We start from the raw sequence: 16,391 nt of genomic DNA, 5'->3' as shown, positions 1-16,391 counted from the left end.
TCGAGAAGCCAACCCAAACCAAGGACCATCGCATGACCACCACCACGACCCGTATCGGCCTCGGCCTTTCTGCCGCGCTTGTTTCGCTCGGCCTCGCATTCGCGCCAGCCGCCTTCGCTCAGGACAAAATGGGCAAGGGCGACGGCATGAAGAAGGAGTCCATGTCCAAAGACGGCATGAAGAAAGAGGACGGTATGATGAAGAAGGAAGGCATGAAGCACGACGGCATGAAAAAAGAAGACGGCATGAAGAAGAACTGAGCCACATCGTCATTCCGGGCTCGATGCTGCGCATCGCCCCGGAATGACGACGAGGACACGCCAGCATCGACCGAGGATCGCAGGCCTATTTCTTCTTGCCGCCCTTGGTCTTGCGCGCAGCGTAACGCGCGTCGCGCTTGGCCTTTTGCTCAGCCTCCAGCGCCGCCAGCCTGGCGGCCTCTTCTTCCTTCTCGCGGGCTAATCTGGCGGCCTCCGCCGCGGCAGCCTCGGCCTCGCGACGTCTCTGTTCGGCCTTTTCGGCTTCCTTGGCCTCTCTCGCCTTGGCGCGGGCGGCGGCGACGGCCTCGCGCTCGGCCTGGCGGCGCTTCACCTCGGGATCGTCGGGTCCCGGCTGGGTGCGAAACTTGTTCAGGATGTTCTGCCGCGCCTGCTGGGCGGCCTTCTGGCGGTCAGCGAAGCTCGGTTCCTTGAATCCACTCATAAAAGAGGCCTTGTCGCTTTCACTCTTGGGGTTGGACGCGCCACGCGCGCGGATTGGCGACTAGGTAAGTGAACCCGGGGCAAAATGCCAGCGTCGAAAGGGGGCGGGCAGAGCAGGGGAGGCTTGCGTGAGCAGCAAATGGCCCAAACTGATCCTAATGAGCGGGATTACGTCAGCTTGGCTGCTCTACGAGATGGCAACGGCGACCGAAGTCCCAGGGCGGGCGCTGGCGATCCTTCAATATGGCCTTCTCGCCTGTGCGCTGACCGGGCTGATCGGCTCGCTGGTGATGCTCGCTTCGGAGAAGTGATCGCTCTTCTAGAGATTATCGCGTCGGCCCCCGGGTCCAAGGACGCGCGCAACCGTCATCGCGGTCATCGCTACGCGGTCCGCGATCCGCTGCGCTTCCAGCCTGTCGCGGGCTTTTTCCCTGATCATGATCTCGATCAGCTCGAGCCGTTTGGTCTCGTCGACCGCTTTCGCCAGCAATTGCTTGTAGCGATGGTAGTCGTAGCTTGCTTCCTGCTTGCCGGAGTCCGGTTGGCTCGTTTCCTGCTCGTCCATCGCACGCCCCGCACACGCGCTCGCCCCGAGGGCAATGTCGATCAAGCGCTGTGCGCGCGCAACGGATTTGCGCGAGTTATACCCGTTTCCGCGTCCATCGGGCTCACGCACAAACCCGTGTAGTGTGAAGTCGTTCACAAGCAGCGCGGGGGGGTGATCTTATGCTCCGGGCTTTCGAAACAGGAGCGACCCGCCATGCCGCACAATTGGTGGACCCGCAAGAACCTCGTTCTCGCCGCCGCCATAGTCTCACTGGCCTGCGCCATCGGTTTCTTTGCGCCCGGCCTGTCCAGGCCGGAGCCGGTCTTGAGCGCAGCGCTTGGTCCGGACTGGCAGTGCAGCCGGCTCGCGTTCGTTTTTACGACCTGCAGCCGGGTCAAGCATAGCCGGTCCACGCCCGTCCGCCTCGCCAAAATCCCGGTGTGCGGACGGTTGCGGACGTAATAGGATCAGGCTGGAAACGGAGCAGGCCAGAACCGGAGTTTTCCATGCAGAAGCCGTCTCGTCTTGTGCTGGCCGCGTCGGCGGCGGCTCTCGTACTCCTGCCGGCGGTCGCGCTGGCGCAAGACGCGCCGGGTGGCAGCACTGCCGCAACGGCAACGTCGTCTACCGCCGCGCCGGAAGCCGCCGCGGCCGAAAAGGAGAAGGCGGCGCCGAAGAAAAAGAAACCGGCCAAGATGACCCGGCAGCAGGAGATCGACCGTTCGATCGACCGCGGCACGGTGCCCGCTCGTTATCGGAGCTCGGTGCCGAAAGAGTATCATCAGTATATTCCGTTCGATAAGCGGTAGAGGCGGGCGAATGGCTGCGCCTGGCGTAGCTCGCCGCAGACTAGCCTTTAGAGCGGGACGGAATGCAGTGACCGCCAGCCCGGATATTGTGTGCGATCCGCGCTGCCGCGTTTTGCTGATCAATTTGTCACACAGAACCGTGCGGCGCCCGCTCACCGTACTCGTACGGATTGGCTGTGCACGTAACGCCGATCTATAACGCCGTCGCTTGCAGCGGGGGGCAGGGCGCTCGTTCATCACGACGGTCGCTACCACTGGAGGCCACGAGGCCCGGACTCCTAGGCACTCCGGGCCTCGTCTACTCCTGACCGCGAACACTCGAGCCGCCGCTTACCTCGCTTCATCGGCACCGTCACGTCGCAACACCAAAGGCTGCCACGCGCGCGTTGGCATGCGCACAGTGGCTCGCTGATCCATCCGGATCCCCTCAACCCAGCAGCCGGTAGATGATACTGGTCGAGGCACCGACCAGGCAGAACGCCAGCGCCATACACACCAGTGCCTCGTCGCGATCGAATTCGGGTGGTGGCGGACTCAAGGGGTCCTCGCGCTCGGCCGTTGATTCACAAGACAGGGGAAAACGTGTCGAAGACGCTACGTTTCCTCACGTCAGGTTATTCATGTCCGTTTTGCGTGGTTTCGGTTCCGCGGCAAGCCAGTGCTGATGCGCACGATTTGCACTCCGAAAAAATGGTTATCATTCAACGACTTTTTAAAGTTCCCTTAAATCATAAATGAGTTCCTCTTCAGGCCGCGCACCGCCGCGCGGCCCGAATAGCCGGGTGCCGCTCCTATCACCTACCCCAGGGAGACGAGCGCTCGGCTATTATGGGCGCACCCAAATGTCGGACGAAAGCCACGGATGGTCGCGGGCGAGCTGCTAACGACGCCCTCGATGCTGGTTCCGATCGTCTGCAAAGCTCGGTCGGAAGCAGTTGCGATGAGGAACCGTCAACGAGAGGCAAATCATCGCGGGCCCTGCGCCTGAATCAATCAACAGTTGCAACCTGCGAAGAAAAAATTTGGCGCAGCTTCTTGGTGCATCTTCAAGCGGATTCCGTTATGGTTGTGTAAGTCACGATGCACGGGATGGAACTTTCTGTCCGTAGGGATGGAACTTTTCTGTCCGAAGGAGGTTCTCTATCAGCCTTATTCTATTCATGTTTTGTAACCAACGATGACAACCATCGAATCATGATTGGGGACGGTCGTGAACCAGAAAGACTTCAAATCAATGTCCACGGATGAGCTGTGGGCACTCCACGAAGAAGTAGTCGCCAGGCTTGCAACGTCTCTGCTTGCAGAGAAACGCCTCCTTGAAGATCGCCTGAAGCAACTCAAGGGCGTGGTCGAAGCTGAGCGCACGAAATCATCGACAGGGCGGCGTCCATATCCGACGGTCGTTCCGAAATTCCGGAATCCCGATCGGCCGTCCGAGACATGGGCAGGCCGAGGGAAGACACCTCGCTGGCTCGCTGCAAAACTGAAATCCGGCAAGCGGATCGATGATTTTCGAATTAGGAAGGTAGCCTAGGCAGGACTACGGCCGGCCGGCGGCGGCGTGCCTTGCACTTCGCCTGCGAACGCGAGTTCTCGTTCGATTTGGAAATGCCGGGCTTGAAGCGTCCTTCATGCTCTCAGGCACTGTCTGCGTGACGCCGACTTGACTCTAGATGCCGGCGTCACGGTCTTCCTTCAGCTTTGCTTCTTTCAGCTTGCCTTGGCGGGATCCTGGGGCTTCGCATCGAGCGTCGTTTCAATACTCGTCTCAAAGGCTCTGACAATTCCTATGCGCGCGAACAGCATGGGCCCACGATCTTCGGCAGCATCAACAAGCATCTGAATGGCAAGCCGCCATTCCTGACGTTCGCGTTCGGGCTGAGGAAGGGTCCTGATGTAGTCGGCGGCGTCTTGCAGGGTTTGCGCTGGCGGCCCCTTCGGGAGCGGCACAGGCTGAGCGAACGGACGATCCCAGGACATGTTCGAACTCCCGTCACAAACTCCAAGCAACCGACCGCAAACGATACGCGAAGGCGGCTCGCCCGATATTAGCTTGCGTGCCGGTGGAACCGAAGCAGGGATTCGACGCGGAGCCCCGCTGTTAGTTCCATTCCCCGAGGCTGTTTTGTCTCTAAGAGTCTTTTGTCTTCAAGCCTGTTTTGCCCGCTGCGGTCCTGCCTGACAGGACTTCTGAGCTTTGCAGGATATGCCTCGATAGCGGCTTCGAGCGAGTTGGCGCGTGAGCCGCCCGCGTCGGCGCAGCGGCTGCGTGATGGCGCCTCGTCGTAGATCGATCAGTTTTGAAACGCAACACCGACGAAATCGCCTTGCCGCCAGATCACGCGGCATTCCCGAATGTTGTGAAAATTATCGAAGGTCAATTCGAAATTCAGAGGCAGCAGGTTGAGGTCGCGGAGTTCAATTCCGGCCCCGGAATTCGTGACATCCTGAACGCGGCAGGTGAAGACACCGCGCTGAGCGTCAAAGAACAGCAACGCGCTTTTCGAAATCGTCGTCCTTGCGACAGATCGGCGGTCGAATTCCATCTCGGCTACCAACGGTTCACGCAGCCCTGGCAAGCAGAGGCTAACGGATTGTCCCAGGGCGGCAATCAGGTTCGGCCTTTTTCGTAAACAATCAATTTTAATGATCGTAGAAAGTCGCGTTCATCGGGCGGAGCGGCGCCGGCACAACGGTAATAGTTGCGGCTTAAGCACAGCTCCGACCGTTCCGTGGGCGGAACTCACAATCGGGCTTGATGCGTCGCTGAAACCCATGGCCCTCTGACACAGAGAGGGGAATCACATGGCCTTACGTTGGATGTGTGTGCTGGCGCTGTGTCTGGGTACATCAAGCGCCGGATTTGCGGGTGACCAGTCCGGGGTCTTGCGTCGAATTTCGTGTCCGGTCGTGCGCTACTACGTGGCGAAATACAGTGCGCCGGCCGCGGAGCACTGGGCACGAAGCAAGGGCGCGAGCGATGCCGAGATCGAAGCCGCCCGGCGCTGCCTGCAGTCCGACACGACGCGAACGGCCAGGGCACCACGAAGGCCGCTGGCGCTCGGCAGCTACGGCTGGTGAGCAGCGGGGCGGGAGCGGCGAGGTGCGAGCCACGCCAAGCGCCGCCCCCGTCGGGGCGAACGGATTTTTAATAGGGCTGGTACCGCTTCTGGCGCTTGCCGCGCCCGGCATAGTACGGGTTAACGACGCATTGCGCGGAGCGGCCCGATGCCGACGCCTGACACTGCGCCATCGTTCGATAGTGGCACTCGAAATAGTAGTCCACGAAGCCCTGGTAGACCTGCAGGCAAACGGGGTAGCTCGGATCGTAGGTCTGGGCTCGGGCGGGCGCATGCAGGGCGATCGTCGCGGCCAAAATCGTCAGAGCCGCCGTGGCGGGTGCGTGCGGTAGTTTCATCCCAATATCCTCTCAGCCTTCCGCACGGAATTGTCGCGGTCCTCTCCCTACGACAGAACACCAGCGCTCCGAGCTTATTCCAGCAGCCAGCACACTCGCCATCAGACTTCCCAGTCCTGAAATCCGTACTCGCGATAGATGACGGCGCGATCGGCATGGGGGTTCAGCCGGCACTTGGCCTGGGCGAGATGCAGGTTGACGGTCCCGGGCTGACAGTTGGCCACCAGCAATTTGCGGATATCGTCCATCTGCTGGCGCGATTGCTGGGTCGGCTCGAGCTGCTCAAGCGCGACCAGCGCCGTCGCCAGCGCTTCCGTGACGACCCATTCGTCGTGGCCGGTGATTCCCTTTTTTGGCATGACGTCCGCATCCTTTGTCAGGGCAACGGAAGCAATCGCTGGCCGGCATCATAAGCCGAGAATCCAACCGAGACGAGAATGAAGTCGAAATTGCGGAAAAGCGCCAAATGGTAGTGGCGATCCCAGCAGGATTCGAACCTGCAACCCACGGAGTAGAAATCCGTTACTCTATCCAGTTGAGCTATGGGACCGTCGGGGCGGGCTCGCCGCCTTGAGCCTTTCTACCATTGCCAATATGAAAAATCCGCCTTCCCGCCAAGACGGTCGAACCGATTTCCTCAAGGGTGCGACAAAGCCAGACGGCGGGCCGTAGCCTCGGGACTGCCCCAATATACATGCCTCCCCGCTGCCCGTCTGCTACGGGACGGCCCGCGACCGTTTGGACTGCCTAAGCCATGCACGCGACTTTTTCGCAAGCCGATATTGACGCCATCAGTCCGTCACCTTTTCGCGCCTTTTTTGGTCGTTACGCGGCATCTGTCCGCGGCAAGGAGCCCATCATGATCGGTTTGGTTCGCGCTACAGTGATTTGCGCCACGCTGGCGCTTGGCCTGGCGGCGGCGGGGGCCGCGGACAAGGCATTCAAGCGAGATGAGCTGGCCGATTCGGCCGTGAAGCTGGAGGCCCAGATCAAGAACGAGGCGGGGCCGGTGGCGAAATCCTCTGCGACGCTGCGTAACGACGCCGACGCCGCCTTCAAGCGTTCTGACTTCCGGGTGGGCCTGCAGATCCTCGGCCAGATCGCAGCCACCACGCCGGAAGATAGCGCCAACTGGCTGAGGCTTGCCAAGACCATCTTCCAGATCCGCGCCGCCAGCTCCAGCGAACAGACCTTCCTCTACGAGCGCGCCTCGACCGCGGCCTACATCGCCTATCAACGCGCCGGCAACCAGGCCGAGGAAGCTGATGCGCTGGCCGTGCTCGGCAGGGCGATGTCCGAGCGCAAGCTGTGGCGCCCGGCACTGGATGCGTTGCGGCTGTCGCTCGACATGCGCGAGGTCGCCGAGGTCCGCGGGCAGTATGAGAAGATGCGGGATCAGCACGGCTTCCGGCTGCTCGACTATACCGTGGATTCCGACGGCGCCTCGCCGCGCGCCTGTTTCCAGTTCTCCGAAGACCTCGCCAAGCGGGTCGATTTCGCGCCCTTCGTGGCGCTGGCCGGCACCGACAAGCCGGCGCTGACATCAGAGGGCAAGCAACTCTGCGTCGACGGGCTGAAGCATGGCGAGCGCTACAACATCAATCTGCGCGCCGGCCTGCCGTCCACGGTGAAGGAGAGCCTGCCGAAATCGGCCGCGTTCAACATCTACGTCCGCGACCGCAAGCCGTTCGTGCGCTTCACCGGCCGCGCCTATGTGCTGCCGCGCACCGGCCAGCGCGGCATTCCGCTGGTCAGCGTCAATACGCCCTCGGTAAATGTCGACGTGTTCCGGATCGGCGACCGTAACCTGATCAACACGGTGGTCGACAGCGATTTTCAGAAGACGCTCTCCAGCTATCAGCTCTCCGATCTCGGCAATGAGCGCGGCGTCAAGGTCTGGTCCGGCGAGCTCGCCACCGCCTCGACGCTGAACCAGGACGTCGTGACGGCTTTCCCGGTCGACCAGGTGCTCGGAGACTTGCAGCCGGGCGTCTACGTAATGACGGCCGCCGCCAAGGGCCCGGGCAGCAGCAGCGACGATGACGGCACACTGGCGACGCAATGGTTCATCGTCTCCGACTTGGGGCTAACGGCGTTTTCCGGCAATGACGGCGTCCATGTCTTCGTCAATTCGCTGGCTTCGACCGACCCGGTCGCCAAGGCCGAGGTGCGCCTGGTCGCGCGTAACAACGAGATCCTGGCCACGCGCAAGACTGATGATGCCGGGCACGTGCTGTTCGAGGCGGGGCTTGCGCGCGGCGAGGGCGGGCTCTCGCCGGCGTTGCTGACGGTGATGAGCGAGAAGACGGACTACGCCTTCCTCAGCCTGAAGACCAATGCCTTCGACCTCACCGACCGCGGCGTGTCAGGGCGCATCGTGCCGCCTGGAGCCGACGCCTTCGTCTATGCCGAGCGCGGCGTCTACCGGTCGAACGAGACCGTCTACCTGACCGCGCTGCTGCGCGACGGGCAGGGCAACGCCATGGCCGGCGGGCCGCTGACGCTGGTGATCGAGCGGCCGGACGGCGTCGAATTCCGCCGCGCCCAGCTCCCCGACCAAGGCGCGGGCGGCCGCTCCTTGGCCGTGCCGCTCAATTCGGCGGTCCCGACCGGGACCTGGCGGGTGCGCGCCTTTACCGACCCCAAAAGCTCGTCCGTCGGCGAAACCACCTTCATGGTCGAGGACTACATCCCCGAACGGATCGAATTCGACGTTTCGGCCAAGGAGAAGGTGATCAAGGCTGAGACCCCGGTTGAACTGAAGGTCGCTGGCAAGTTCCTTTATGGTGCCCCGGCGTCGGGCCTGCAGCTCGAAGGCGACATGCTGGTCGCCCCCGCGGCCTCCGGGCGCCCAGGCTATCCCGGCTATCAGTTCGGCGTGAAGGACGAGGAAACCGCTTCCAACGAGCGCACCCCGATCGAGAACCTGCCGGAGGCCGACGCCAATGGTGTCGCGACCTTCCCGGTGTCGCTGGCGAAGACGCCGACCTCGACCCAGCCGCAGGAGGCGCAGATCTTCATCCGGATGGTGGAGACCGGCGGCCGCGCGGTCGAGCGCAAGCTGGTGCTCCCCGTGGCGCCGACCGCGGCCCTGATCGGCATCAAGCCGCTGTTCGGCGACAAGAGCGTCGCTGAAGGCGACAAGGCCGAGTTCGACGTGGTGTTCGTCAGCCCGGACGGCAAGCAACTGTCGCGCGACGGCCTGCGCTACGAACTCTTGAAGATGGAGTCGCGTTATCAGTGGTACCGGCAAAACTCGTCCTGGGAATATGAGCCGGTCAAATCCACCAAACGCGTTGCCGATGGCGACCTGACGCTGACATCAGACAAGGCGGCGCGGGTGTCGGTCGCGCCGGAGCCCGGCCGCTATCGCCTGGACGTCAAATCGAACGAGGCGGATGGCCCGATCACCTCGGTGCAGTTCGACGTCGGCTGGTATTCCGACGGCAGCGCCGATACGCCGGACCTGTTGGAGACTTCGATCGACAAGCCGGAATACGCCTCCGGCGACACCATGGTGGTGTCGGTCAATGCCCGCACCACCGGCAAGCTCACGGTCAACGTGCTCGGCGACCGCCTGCTGACGACCCAGACCGTCGACGTCAAGGAAGGCACCCAGCAGGTCAAATTGATGGTCGGCAAGGACTGGGGCACCGGCGCCTACGTGCTGGCGACGCTGCGGCGACCGCTGGACGCGGCGGCGTCACGGATGCCCGGACGGGCGATCGGCTTAAAGTGGTTCGGCATCGACAAGAAGGCGCGCACGCTCCAAGTCGCGCTGTCGCCGCCGCCGCTGGTTCGGCCCGGCACCAGCTTGAAGATTCCGGTCAAGCTCGGCGGGCTCAATCCCGGCGAGGACGCCAAGATCGTCGTCGCCGCGGTCGATGTCGGCATCCTCAATCTAACCAACTACAAGCCGCCGGCACCCGATGACTATTATCTCGGCCAGCGCCGCCTGACGGCCGAAATCCGCGACCTCTACGGGCAGTTGATCGATGGCATGCAGGGCACGCGCGGCCAGATCAGGACCGGCGGCGATTCCGCGGGCGCCGAGATGCAGGGCTCGCCGCCCACGCAGAAGCCGCTCGCGCTCTATTCCGGCATCGTCGCGGTTGGCGCCGACGGCACCGCCGAGATCAGTTTCGACATTCCGGAGTTCGCCGGCACTGCACGCGTGATGGCGGTGGCGTGGAACGCGACCAAACTTGGCCGCGCCACCATCGATGTCACGGTGCGCGATCCCGTCGTGCTGACGGCGACGCTGCCGCGCTTCCTGCTCAATGGCGACAAGGGCACCATGAGTTTCGACCTCGACAATGTCGAGGGCGCACCCGGCGACTACAGCATCAACGTGAAGACCTCGGGACCCGTGAAGCTGACGGGCAATCCGACCACGACGGTCAAACTCGCGGCCAAGCAGCGGACCTCGATGTCGCTGGCGCTCGATGCCGGCGGCGCCGGCACCGCCAATCTCGATGTCGACATCAAGGGCCCGAACGGCCTGACGCTGGCCCGGCATTATGCGCTCGACGTCAAGGCGGCGACGCAGGTGCTGGCGCGGCGCTCGATTCGGACATTGGCGAAAGGCGAGAGCCTGACGCTGACTCCGGACATGTTCTCCGACCTCGTGTCGGGCACCGGCAGCGTCTCGCTTTCGGTCAGCCTCTCCACCGCGCTCGATGCGGCGACCATTCTGAAGGCGCTGGATCGTTATCCGCACGGTTGTTCCGAGCAGATCACCAGCCGCGCGATGCCGCTGCTCTATGTCAATGATCTGGCGGCCGGCGCGCATCTGGCGATGGATACCGCCGTCGACCAGCGTATCAAGGACGCGATCGAACGGCTGCTGGCGCGGCAGGGCTCGAACGGCTCGTTCGGCCTGTGGTCGGCCGGCGGCGAAGACGCCTGGCTCGATGCCTATGTGACGGACTTCCTGACGCGGGCCCGCGAAAAGGGCTTTGCGGTCCCGGACGTGCTGTTCAAGAACGCGCTGGACCGCATCCGCAACTCCGTGGTCAATGCAAACGAGCCGGAAAAGGACGGCGGGCGCGATCTGGCCTACGGCCTCTATGTGCTCGCCCGCAATGGCGCAGCGCCGATCGGCGATCTCCGCTATCTCGCCGACACCAAGCTGAGCAATCTCGCAACGCCGATTGCGAAATCGCAGCTCGCCGCGGCGCTGGCTCTGGTCGGCGACAAGACGCGGGCGGAACGGGCCTATGCGGCGGCACTCGATGCGCTGGCGCCAAAACCGGTAATCGAGTTCGGCCGCGTCGATTACGGCTCGGCGCTGCGCGACGCAGCGGCGCTGGTCTCGCTCGCCAGCGAAGGCAACGCGCCGCGGGCGACACTGACGCAGGCCGTTCAGCGGGTCGAAGCGGCGCGCGGGCTGACGCCCTACACCTCTACGCAGGAGAATGCGTGGATGGTGCTGGCCGCGCGGGCACTGTCGAAGGAAACGCTGGCGCTCGATATCGATGGATCGCCGGTCAAGGCCGCGGTCTATCGCAGCTACAAGGCCGAGGCGGTGGCCGGCAAGCCGGTCAAGATCACCAATACCGGCGATGCGCCGGTGCAGGCGGTGGTCTCGGTCTCGGGCTCGCCGGTTACGCCCGAGCCCGCGGCTTCCAACGGCTTCAAGATCGAGCGCAATTACTTCACGCTCGACGGCAAGCCCGCCGACGTCACCAAGGCCAAGCAGAACGATCGTTTTGCGGTGGTGCTGAAGATCACCGAGGCCAAGCCGGAACGCGGGCACATCATGGTGGCCGACTATCTGCCGGCCGGTCTCGAGATCGACAACCCGCGCCTGGTGTCGTCCGGTGACTCCGGCACGCTGGATTGGATCGAGGACGGCGAGGAGCCGGAACATACCGAGTTCCGAGACGACCGCTTCACCGCGGCGATCGAGCGCGCCAGCGACGACCAGTCGGTGTTCACGGTGGCCTACATCGTGCGCGCGGTCTCGCCCGGCAAATACGTGCTGCCGCAGGCCTATGTCGAGGACATGTACAACCCCTCGCGCTACGGCCGTACCGGCACCGGCTCGGTCGAGGTGCGTCCGGCGAAATGAGCGAGGGAGGGATGAGCGACGCGGTGTCACCACAATCTCAATCGTCATGGCCGGGCAAGTCCGGCCATGACGATGGTACTGGGCCTCGCCGCTTTTTCCGGATCGCCGTAACGCTGGCCTTTGTCCTCGTCGTCATCACGACCGCCTTCGCGGGTTGGGTCTACTCACTGGGGCCATTGCCGCTGGAAGAGGCGCGCAAAGTCTCCACCACCATCGTCGATCGCAACGGCAAGCTGCTGCGCGCCTATGCGATGGCCGATGGACGCTGGCGGCTGCCGGTGGATGCGAAGACGGCGGTCGATCCCGGATATCTGAAGGTGCTACTCGCGTATGAAGACCGCCGGTTCTGGTCGCATGGCGGCGTCGATCCGTTGGCGCTGGGGAGGGCCGCGCTGCAGCTCGTCACGCGCGGCCACATCGTCTCCGGCGGCTCGACGATTACAATGCAACTGGCGCGGCTGATAGAGCCGCGGCGCGAGCGCTCGGTCTACGCAAAGCTGCGCCAGATGGTGCGCGCGGTCCAGCTCGAGCGGCAACTGAGCAAGGACGAAATCCTCGATCTCTATCTGGCGCTGGCGCCGTTCGGCGGCAATCTCGAAGGCATCCGCGCCGCATCCATTGCCTATTTCGGCAAGGAGCCGAAGCGGCTTACACTCGCTGAAGCCGCATTGCTGGTCGCGCTGCCGCAATCGCCGGAGCGTCGCCGGCTCGACCGTCATCCGGAAGCCGCCCACGTCGCGCGGGACCGCGTGCTGGCACGGATGGTCGAGGATGGCGTGGTGTCGCAAGAGGACGCGGCGCAGGCCAAGGCGGTGGCGGTGCCGCGGCTGCGCAAGCCGATGCCGATCCTGGCGCCGCATTCCTCCGATGCCGCGATGGCAACGGTGAAAGACACGCCGCTGATCAAGCTCACGCTGGATTCCGGCTTGCAGAAAACGCTGGAAGCCTTGGCGCGCGACCGTGCCGTGGCGCAGGGGCCGAATCTTTCAGTCGCCATCATCGCGGTCGACAACGAAACGGGCGACGTGCTGGCGCGCGTGGGCTCGGCGGATTATTTCGACGAGCGCCGCGCCGGACAGGTCGACATGACCCGCGCCGTGCGCTCGCCCGGATCGACGCTAAAACCGTTCATCTACGGGCTCGCCTTCGAGGATGGGTTTGTGCACCCCGAGAGCCTGATCGACGACCGCCCGATCCGCTTCGGCTCCTATGCGCCGGAAAATTTCGACATGATGTTCCAGGGCACCGTGCCGGTGCGTAAGGCGTTGCAACTCTCGCTGAACGTGCCGGCGATCGCGCTGCTCGACCGCGTCGGCTCCAGCCGGCTGTCGTCGCGGCTGAAGCAGGCCGGCGGCAATCTCGTGCTGCCGAAGGACGAGGCGCCGGGCCTTGCGATGGGCCTTGGCGGCGTCGGCGTCACCTTGCAGGACCTGGCGCAGCTCTATGCCGGGCTGGCGCGGCTGGGCGCGGCGCGGCCGCTGCGCGAGATCATGCTCACCAAGGACGAGCGCGAGCCGTTGCGGCTGATGGACCAGGCCGCCGCCTGGCAGGTCGGCAACGTACTGCTCGGCACGCCGCCGCCGGAAAACGGCGTGCACAACAAGATCGCGTTCAAGACCGGCACCAGCTATGGCTATCGCGACGCGTGGTCGGTCGGCTTCGATGGCCGCATCACGATCGGCGTGTGGGTTGGGCGTCCCGACGGCGCGCCGGTCCCGGGCCTGGTCGGCCGCACCGCCGCCGCGCCGATCCTGTTCGATGCCTTTGCGCGCACCGGAAGAATCCCGGCGGCGCTGCCGAAGCCGCCAAAGGGAGCGCTGATCGCCAGCAACGCCAAACTGCCATTGCCGTTGCGGCGGTTCCGTCCGGTCGGCGAACTGATCCGGACCGGCAGCGATTCTGCGCCGCGCATCCAGTTTCCCCTGAACGGCTCGCGCATCGACGTCGACCGTTCAAGCGACGGGCAGGCCGCCGCGATGCCGGTCAAGGTTGCCGGCGGCGTGCTACCGCTGACCATCATGATGAACGGCGCCTCGGTCGGCGAGATCGACAGCCGTCGCCAGCGCCTGGTCGATCCGCCCGGGCCGGGCTTTGCCCGGCTGACGGTGATCGATGCGACCGGCGCGGCCGATACCGTGGTGATCCGGATACAGTAGTGAAAAGCCGCCTGATGGCCGCAACTTAGGGGGACTTGCGGTGTTGTTTGCAGTGCGGTTTCATCGTATGCGAACAGCATGGTGGAAACCTTGCACCCCCCACGCTTTGGAGCGGGCCAACAGCCTGTAAAACCTGCGCATTCCGGCCGCAGGCTGGCCGTTGTGTTCGACTTTGCCACCGCGAACCATTTTCGCGCCGTCGTGTTTCTGGTGCTCTGCGGCATCGTGCTTTTCCTGCCCGGATTCTTCAACATTCCGGCAATCGACCGGGACGAGGCGCGCTTTGCGCAGGCGACCAAGCAGATGGTCGAAAGCGGCGATTTCGTCGACATCCGCTTCCAGGACGACGTCCGCTACAAGAAGCCGGTCGGCATCTACTGGCTGCAGGCCGCCGTGGTCGAAACCGCCTCATCGCTCGGCCTGCCGCGCGCGCAGTTGCGCATTTGGCTTTACCGGATTCCCTCCCTGATCGGGGCCATCGGCGCGGTTCTCCTGACCTACTGGGCGGCGCTCGCCTTTGTCACGCGGCGCGGGGCCGCGCTGGCAGCACTGATGATGTGCAGTTCCGTCCTGCTCGGCGCCGAAGCAAGGCTAGCCAAAACCGACGCGATGCTGCTCTTGACCGTTGTCGCCGCGATGGGGGCAATGGCGCGGGTGTATCTGTCCTGGCAGCGTGGCGAGGATCCGGCGCGTCCGCCCTGGGCCCCGCCGGCTATCTTCTGGACGGCGCTGGCCGGCGGCATCCTGCTCAAGGGACCGCTGATCCTGATGTTCGTCGGGCTGACCATCCTGGCGCTCGCGATCCTCGACCGCTCGGCGGCATGGCTTTGGCGGCTGCGCCCGGTCTGGGGGCTGATGTGGACGCTGGTGCTGGTGCTGCCCTGGTTCGTTGCGATCTTCTGGCGCGCGGGCGAGGCATTCTTCTCCAATTCGCTCGGCGGCGACATGCTGAGCAAGCTCGGCGCGCAGGAGTCCCATGGCGCGCCGCCCGGCCTCTATCTGCTGCTGTTCTGGGTCACGTTCTGGCCGGGCGCGGCGCTGGCGGGAATGGCGGCTCCGGCGGTATGGCGCGCGCGGCGGGAGCCCGGCGCGCAATATCTTCTGGCGTGGCTGGTTCCGTCATGGATCGTGTTCGAACTGGTGCTGACCAAGCTGCCGCATTACGTGCTGCCGCTCTACCCGGCGATTGCGATCCTCACCGCCGGCGCGCTGGAGCGCCGCGTGCTGTCGCGCTCCTGGCTGATGCGCGGTGCGGCCTGGTGGTTTGTCATTCCGGCCGGGGCATCCGTGATCGCCGTCATCGGCGCCATCAAGCTGACGCATTACCCGGCATTTCCGGCTTGGCCCTTCCTGGCGGCGGCGATGATTTTCGGCCTGATCGCGTGGTGGATGTTCGAGGACAGCCGCGCCGAGCGCTCGCTGTTGAATGCTGTGGTCGCGGCAATGTTTCTGGCGGTCGGAGTCTACGGCATTGTCATGCCGTCGCTGACTGCCATGTTTCCAAGCGCCGAGATCGCGCGCGCGCTTCGCAACGTGGTCTGCGTCGGGCCAAAGGCAGCGGCCGCGGGCTTCCACGAGCCGAGCCTCGTCTTCATGACCGGTACCGGCACGCTGCTGACCGACGGATCCGGCGCGGCCGATTTCCTCGGGCAGGGCAGTTGCCGCTTCGCGCTGGTTGAATCGCGCACGGAGCGCGCCTTCGTCCAGCGCGCCGAAGCGATCGGGCTGCGCTACAATGTAGCGAAGCGGATCGAGGGCTATAACATTTCGCAGGGCAAGGCGATATCGATCGCCATCTTCCGCTCGGAAGGCACGGAGTAAGATGGCTGCGAGCCCTGCTGTCGACGATTCCAAAAGCTATCTTGCGCGTTTCGCCACGCTAACGTGGTTGTCATTGGCGCAGCTCGTGCGGTCGCCGTCGCATTCGCGACGGGCCGAGGCCGGCCGCCGCGCGGCGCGTCACGCCTTGTGGATCTCGGCAGGTCTCGGCGCAGCGATCATCGTGCTGATGTATGCGATCGACGCGTGGGAAATCGCCCAGATGCCAAAGCGCGGTACGCCCTCGCTGTGGTGGGTCCGCATTCTCACCGATTTCGGCAAGGACGAATATGTGTTGGCGGGGCTGGCAGGATTGCTGATCGCGGTCGCGATCGCCGCACCGGCGCTGCATGGCATCAGACGGTCACTGCTGCTCGGTCTCGGAACACGGCTGCAGTTCATCTTCTGCGCCGTCGCCATGTCCAGTATGGTCACCGAGGTGCTGAAATACAGCATCGGCCGCGGCCGGCCATTTGTCGGTGGCGAGGCCAACGCTTTCCACTTCTCGCACTTCGCGGGCAACCCGGCCTACTACAGCTTTCCTTCCGGCCACGCCACGACCGCCTTTGCGCTCGCGTTCGCCGTGTCGGTCATCTGGCCGAAGGCTCGCTTTGCGATGGCCGTCTATGCCCTCATCATTGCGGTGACCCGTCTGGTGCTGGTCGCCCATCACCCCAGTGACGTGGTTGCCGGGGCCCTGGTCGGCATTGTCGGTGCGATGTTCGTACAATACTGGTTTGCGGCCCGCCGGCTCGGATTTGCGATCCAGCGCGACGGCAGCATCGTGTCCCTTGCCGGGCCCTCGTCCGGGCGCCTCAAAAGGGTTGCCCGGGGCGCTTTCGCCCCATAAAAGCGGACGCCGCCAGACG

Annotated in this window: 16 protein-coding genes and 1 tRNA gene; 10 read left to right on the top strand and 7 right to left on the bottom strand. The window is 64.2% G+C overall.

Features of this window, described 5'->3' with window-relative positions:
* Positions 1-32 precede the first annotated feature (32 nt).
* The gene (locus tag CQ13_RS18240; RefSeq protein ID WP_057844241.1) at positions 33-260 is read left to right on the top strand and encodes a pentapeptide MXKDX repeat protein; all 228 of its coding nucleotides are present in this window, start codon (positions 33-35) and stop codon (positions 258-260) included.
* An 85-nt stretch (positions 261-345) separates the two neighbouring features.
* Here the strand turns inward: CQ13_RS18240 and CQ13_RS18235 are convergent, their stop codons facing one another.
* On the bottom strand, positions 346-702 hold the full coding sequence (locus tag CQ13_RS18235; protein WP_057844221.1) for a DUF6481 family protein: 357 nt from the start codon (positions 700-702) through the stop codon (positions 346-348).
* A gap of 127 nt (positions 703-829) precedes the next feature.
* Between CQ13_RS18235 and CQ13_RS43125 the strand changes: the two genes are divergently transcribed.
* Positions 830-1,012 (top strand): hypothetical protein, encoded by a 183-nt coding sequence (locus CQ13_RS43125; protein WP_156433741.1) that lies wholly within the window; start codon positions 830-832, stop codon positions 1,010-1,012.
* Between the two features lie 8 nt (positions 1,013-1,020).
* Here the strand turns inward: CQ13_RS43125 and CQ13_RS18230 are convergent, their stop codons facing one another.
* The gene (locus CQ13_RS18230) at positions 1,021-1,266 is read right to left on the bottom strand and encodes a hypothetical protein (protein WP_057844220.1); all 246 of its coding nucleotides are present in this window, start codon (positions 1,264-1,266) and stop codon (positions 1,021-1,023) included.
* Between the two features lie 195 nt (positions 1,267-1,461).
* Here CQ13_RS18230 and CQ13_RS43120 point away from each other — a divergent pair, with 195 nt between their 5' ends.
* The 3 genes from CQ13_RS43120 (at position 1,462) to CQ13_RS41185 (ending at position 3,591) form a co-directional block, all read left to right on the top strand.
* Positions 1,462-1,710 (top strand): hypothetical protein, encoded by a 249-nt coding sequence (locus tag CQ13_RS43120; protein WP_156433740.1) that lies wholly within the window; start codon positions 1,462-1,464, stop codon positions 1,708-1,710.
* Between the two features lie 44 nt (positions 1,711-1,754).
* On the top strand, positions 1,755-2,057 hold the full coding sequence (locus CQ13_RS18220) for a hypothetical protein (RefSeq protein WP_057844218.1): 303 nt from the start codon (positions 1,755-1,757) through the stop codon (positions 2,055-2,057).
* Positions 2,058-3,267: 1,210 nt separating this feature from the next.
* The gene (locus tag CQ13_RS41185; RefSeq protein ID WP_082637532.1) at positions 3,268-3,591 is read left to right on the top strand and encodes an H-NS histone family protein; all 324 of its coding nucleotides are present in this window, start codon (positions 3,268-3,270) and stop codon (positions 3,589-3,591) included.
* 176 nt (positions 3,592-3,767) lie between these two features.
* On the opposite strand, the gene CQ13_RS18215 is transcribed toward CQ13_RS41185, so the two are convergent.
* Positions 3,768-4,037: a hypothetical protein gene (locus tag CQ13_RS18215; protein WP_057844217.1), complete on the bottom strand. Its 270-nt coding sequence runs from the start codon at positions 4,035-4,037 to the stop codon at positions 3,768-3,770.
* A 314-nt stretch (positions 4,038-4,351) separates the two neighbouring features.
* Positions 4,352-4,603, bottom strand: a complete 252-nt coding sequence (locus tag CQ13_RS47160) for a PilZ domain-containing protein (RefSeq protein WP_057844216.1) — start codon at positions 4,601-4,603, stop codon at positions 4,352-4,354.
* Between the two features lie 259 nt (positions 4,604-4,862).
* Here CQ13_RS47160 and CQ13_RS18205 point away from each other — a divergent pair, with 259 nt between their 5' ends.
* Positions 4,863-5,138 carry a hypothetical protein gene (locus CQ13_RS18205; protein ID WP_057844215.1) on the top strand — a complete coding sequence of 92 codons (276 nt, stop codon included), beginning with the start codon at positions 4,863-4,865 and terminating at the stop codon, positions 5,136-5,138.
* Positions 5,139-5,205: 67 nt separating this feature from the next.
* Here CQ13_RS18205 and CQ13_RS18200 read toward each other — a convergent pair whose 3' ends face one another.
* The 3 genes from CQ13_RS18200 to CQ13_RS18190 form a co-directional block, all read right to left on the bottom strand.
* On the bottom strand, positions 5,206-5,475 hold the full coding sequence (locus tag CQ13_RS18200; protein ID WP_057844214.1) for a DUF3551 domain-containing protein: 270 nt from the start codon (positions 5,473-5,475) through the stop codon (positions 5,206-5,208).
* A 101-nt stretch (positions 5,476-5,576) separates the two neighbouring features.
* Entirely contained in the window at positions 5,577-5,834 is a 258-nt protein-coding gene (locus tag CQ13_RS18195; RefSeq protein WP_057844213.1) for a hypothetical protein, read from the bottom strand.
* Positions 5,835-5,948: 114 nt separating this feature from the next.
* A tRNA-Arg gene (locus tag CQ13_RS18190) sits at positions 5,949-6,025 on the bottom strand.
* Positions 6,026-6,334: 309 nt separating this feature from the next.
* On the opposite strand from CQ13_RS18190, the gene CQ13_RS18185 reads away from it, so the two are divergent.
* From CQ13_RS18185 to CQ13_RS18170, 4 genes are all read left to right on the top strand, one after another.
* Positions 6,335-11,548, top strand: a complete 5,214-nt coding sequence (locus CQ13_RS18185) for an alpha-2-macroglobulin family protein (RefSeq protein ID WP_057844240.1) — start codon at positions 6,335-6,337, stop codon at positions 11,546-11,548.
* A gap of 11 nt (positions 11,549-11,559) precedes the next feature.
* A complete protein-coding gene (gene pbpC / locus CQ13_RS18180) occupies positions 11,560-13,704 on the top strand; it encodes a penicillin-binding protein 1C (protein WP_057844212.1) in 2,145 nt (714 codons plus the stop codon).
* A gap of 78 nt (positions 13,705-13,782) precedes the next feature.
* On the top strand, positions 13,783-15,525 hold the full coding sequence (locus CQ13_RS18175; protein ID WP_057844211.1) for an ArnT family glycosyltransferase: 1,743 nt from the start codon (positions 13,783-13,785) through the stop codon (positions 15,523-15,525).
* A 1-nt stretch (position 15,526) separates the two neighbouring features.
* Entirely contained in the window at positions 15,527-16,372 is an 846-nt protein-coding gene (locus CQ13_RS18170; protein ID WP_057844210.1) for a phosphatase PAP2 family protein, read from the top strand.
* Positions 16,373-16,391: the final 19 nt, after the last annotated feature.

The organism is Bradyrhizobium retamae (genome assembly GCF_001440415.1).
Lineage (GTDB): Bacteria > Pseudomonadota > Alphaproteobacteria > Rhizobiales > Xanthobacteraceae > Bradyrhizobium > Bradyrhizobium retamae.
Note: the sequence above shows the minus strand (reverse complement) of the source record. Positions and strands in the feature narration are given on the sequence as shown.